Genomic DNA, 3,310 nt, shown 5'->3' with positions numbered 1-3,310 from the left:
CGTCGCCACCTCGCCGGTCGGATCGCGCGGCAGCAGCGGCTTGATCATCAGCCCGGCCGACGAGCCCAGCAGGTCGATAGTGTCGCCGATGGCGGCGCGCAGGCCCGCCTCGGTGAAGCGCTCGGGCGTGACGGCGGGGCTCAGCAGATAGCGGTGCGCGTACAGATAGCGCTGGTCGCGCTCGCGGTTGACCGGCTCGCCGTTGTCGATCGCGGCAAAGCGCGGATCGCCGCGCAGCTTGCCGGCCAATGCCTTGGACAGCGCCGCGCGCCGGGCGCTGTCCTGCGCGGCGTCCTGGGTATTGTCATGCGTGCCGTCCGGTGTCCGGTCATGCCTGCCGCCGCCTTCGATGCCGATCAGCAGCAGCCGCGACACCAGCCCATCGCGCAGCTGATCGACCAGCAACTGCTGTTCGGCGCTGGGCGCGCGCGGCAGGAAGGCCGACAGGTCGGCGGTGAACGTGGTGCGCGCCGCGATGGCCGCGCAGGCCAGCACGAAGGCCAGCCAGATCGCGACCGCCAGCCGTGCCGGCAGCGTCCTTCGGTGCAGGCGTTGGCCGGCCGCGCTCATTGGCCGCCGGTCGGCACGATGGTCATCACCGAGCGATCGCCGTCGGCCTGGCGGATCTCGACGCGCTCGAGCCGCTCGCCGGCGCCGTCGATGCGGATGGCGGCAATCGCCGCGGCCATGCGGCTGTCGGACGGCGTCAGCGTCAGCGTCCAACGCTTGGCGGTGCCTTCCAGCGCGAGCCGGTAGTACTGCTCCAGCGCCTGCCGGTTGCCGGCCAGCGTGCCGCGCAGGCTCTCGATAAAGCCCGCGAGTTCGGGATGGTTGCCGAGCGGAATGGTGGTCCTGCGGCCCGCCCGCTCGACCGTCAGCATGTCGCCCTGCACCAGCAGCGTCTCGGGCTTGGGCGCCAGCGTGCGCTTCTCGAGGCGGTCCGGCGCGACGAAGCGCAGCTCGCCGCTCGATTCCAGCGGCCGTTCCAGCATCGCCATGTACTTCTTCTCGACGAAGCGCGCGCTGCCGGCCGGCTGCCGCGCCAGCGTCGCCATCAGCCGGTCCACGCTCCAGGCCGCGTCGGCCCGGGCCGGAGGCGACTTCGTGGAAACCGCGCTGGATGCCGCCGTAGTTGCCGTTGTAGGAGCCGTTGTAGAAGCCGTCGTAGGAGCCGCCGCCGCGGCGCCGGCGAGCGGCAACTGGCAGGCCAGCGCCAGGCAGCACGCCGCGCCGAAACGAAGGCCAAGAGCGGGGGCAAAAGCGAGGGAAGGAGCGAAGGCAGGCAAGCGAAGGCCCTCGAAGATGCAGGTCATCGACATCATGCGTCCGCAGGCGCCCGCGTGGGCGCCTGCCAGAAATCGTAGAAGTTGAACCAGTTGTACGGCGCCGCGCGGCAATGCCGCTCGAGCAGCGCGACGTAGCGGCGCAGCGCGGCGTCGATGGCGGCCTCGCGCTCGGCGGCCGGCGTCGCCGAGAAGTCGGCGATCGTGTCGAAGTGGATGTCGTAGCGGTTGCCGCCGCGATACAGGCCCGTCATGAACAGCACCGGCCGGCGCAGCATCGCCGCCATCCGCAGCGGCCCGGTGGCGAAGGGCGCCGGCGCGCCGAGGAATTCGCACTGCCGCGGCGGATCGGTGGCGAGCCGGGCCAGCGTGCGGTCGGCCAGCAGGCCGAGCAGGTAGCCGCGCTCCAGGTAGTCGCGTGCCTGCAGCATCGCGTCGAGCCGGCCCAGCGGGATCACGTCCTGCCGCACCGCGGGATTGATCGCCGCCAGCACGTCGTTGAGGCGGCTGGCATTGTCCTGGTACATCATCACCGCCAGCCGCAGCGCCGGATAGCGCAGGCCGACCGCGCGCACCGCCTCGAAGCTGCCCAGATGGGCGCCGAACAGGAAGGCACCGTCGCCGCGCGCGATCGCCTGCTGGATGACCGGCTCGCCATGGACGCGGATATCGAACAGGTCCAGCCGGCCGTTCAGCAGATAGACGCGGTCATGGATCGTCGACGCGAAGGCGAAGCCCTGCCGCATCACGTCGGCAAGACCCGCCGGACGACCGAGCGCGCGCGACAGGAACTGGCGCGAGGTGCGGCGCGCGCCCGGCGAGATCAGCAGATAGATCGCCACCACCGGCCACAGCAGCGTGCGGCTCGCGCGCCGGCCCAGGCGCAGCGACAGCCAGCGCATCACGCGCAGCAGCCGCAGATGGCTGCGCTCGGGCTGGCTGCTCCAGTCGTCGGCCGGCGCCGCGTGGCTCTTGTCCGGTGCCGTCATACCGCCGCGTCGGTCGGGCCGGCGTGGCCCGGCAGCGTCAGCACGCCGCTGGCGACGGTGCGGCCGGGGCCTTCCAGCTCGAAGCGGACCGTGTGGTCGGCACTGTGGTCGGCGCTGTCGTTCGCTTTGTCGTCGGCTTGGTTGCCGGCTTGATGGTCGGCTTGATGGTCGGCCCGGTCCTGACCCGGGTCCTGGCTCACGCTGGCATAGCGCACCGTGACCGGCTCGTTCGGCACCACCGTCGCCAGGAATTTGACCGAGGCGAGGCGTGCAGGGTGCGGCGGGCGGCCGAGCGCCGCGGCGATGCGCAGCACCGCATGGTCGAGCAACACGACGCCCGGCACGATCGGGCGGCCGGGAAAGTGTCCCGGCAGCGCCGGATGGCCGGCCTCGATGGTGAAGACCCCCGCGCTGTTCATGCCGGTCCCAGCACGGTGGTGGGCGCACGATCGTCGTGGCGAGCGGCCTGGCCGCTCTGCAGCCGCGCCACCAGCGGCTCGAGCAGGTCGCGCGGCAGCTTGCCGGTGGCGTTGCGCGGCAGGCTGTCGACGAAGAACACGCGCCGCGGCAGGAACACCGGATCGATGCGCGCGCGCAGCGCATGCACGATGTCGGCGGCGCTCACGCCCGGCGCGACCACCAGCGCGGTCAGGCGCGCCTCCTTGCCCAGCCCGCCCGCGGGCTCGCCGCGCGGCATGTGGAAGACGCCGTCGATCACGCCCGGGATCGCGTTCAGATGATGGTTCAGATAGGCCAGCGAGGTGCGCTTGCCGGCGATCTTGATCAGGTCCGCCTTGCGGCCATGCAGCAGGAAGCGATGGGCGTCGAGCAATTCGATCGCGTCGTTCAGCGCCACCGGCTGGGGCAGATGGGCGCCGCTGGCGAGCCAGACGGGGCCGTCGTCGCTGTCTTGGCCCTCGTTGCCTTCGTCGCCCGTCGGAACGGTCGCGGTTTCGGCATCGTGCGTCCGCTTGAGCCGCAGCGCCACGCCGGGCAGCAGTTGCCACGCGGCATCGTGCGCGGTGCGGCGCGTGGCGA

General features: G+C 71.9%; 4 protein-coding genes and 1 pseudogene. All 5 read right to left on the bottom strand.

Features of this window, described 5'->3' with window-relative positions:
* A pseudogene (locus AC6EI8_RS25500) lies at positions 1-570 on the bottom strand (hypothetical protein); the annotation flags it as partial.
* Entirely contained in the window at positions 567-1,199 is a 633-nt protein-coding gene (locus AC6EI8_RS25495) for a LolA-related protein (protein WP_498383265.1), read from the bottom strand. The pseudogene AC6EI8_RS25500 and the gene AC6EI8_RS25495, both read right to left, overlap by 4 nt.
* A 119-nt stretch (positions 1,200-1,318) precedes the next feature.
* Positions 1,319-2,272, bottom strand: a complete 954-nt coding sequence (locus AC6EI8_RS25490) for a lysophospholipid acyltransferase family protein (protein WP_149316216.1) — start codon at positions 2,270-2,272, stop codon at positions 1,319-1,321.
* A complete protein-coding gene (locus AC6EI8_RS25485; RefSeq protein WP_498383264.1) occupies positions 2,269-2,691 on the bottom strand; it encodes an ApeI family dehydratase in 423 nt (140 codons plus the stop codon). Before AC6EI8_RS25485 ends, AC6EI8_RS25490 begins: the two co-directional genes overlap by 4 nt.
* Positions 2,688-3,310 (bottom strand): AMP-binding enzyme (locus tag AC6EI8_RS25480; protein WP_498383262.1); only part of this gene is annotated, 623 nt, incomplete at its 5' end. The genes AC6EI8_RS25485 and AC6EI8_RS25480, both read right to left, overlap by 4 nt.

Source organism: Cupriavidus sp. R6-3 (assembly GCF_059772245.1).
The sequence above is the reverse complement of the archived record's forward strand: the minus strand, read 5'-3'. Positions and strand labels throughout refer to the sequence as shown.

Bases quoted from the DNA above. Each gene is read 5' to 3' on its own strand.
- AC6EI8_RS25485 (WP_498383264.1), bottom strand. From the start codon at position 2,691: ATGAACAGCGCGGGGGTCTTCACCATCGAGGCCGGCCATCCGGCGCTG.
- AC6EI8_RS25490 (WP_149316216.1), bottom strand. From the start codon at position 2,272: ATGACGGCACCGGACAAGAGCCACGCGGCGCCGGCCGACGACTGGAGC.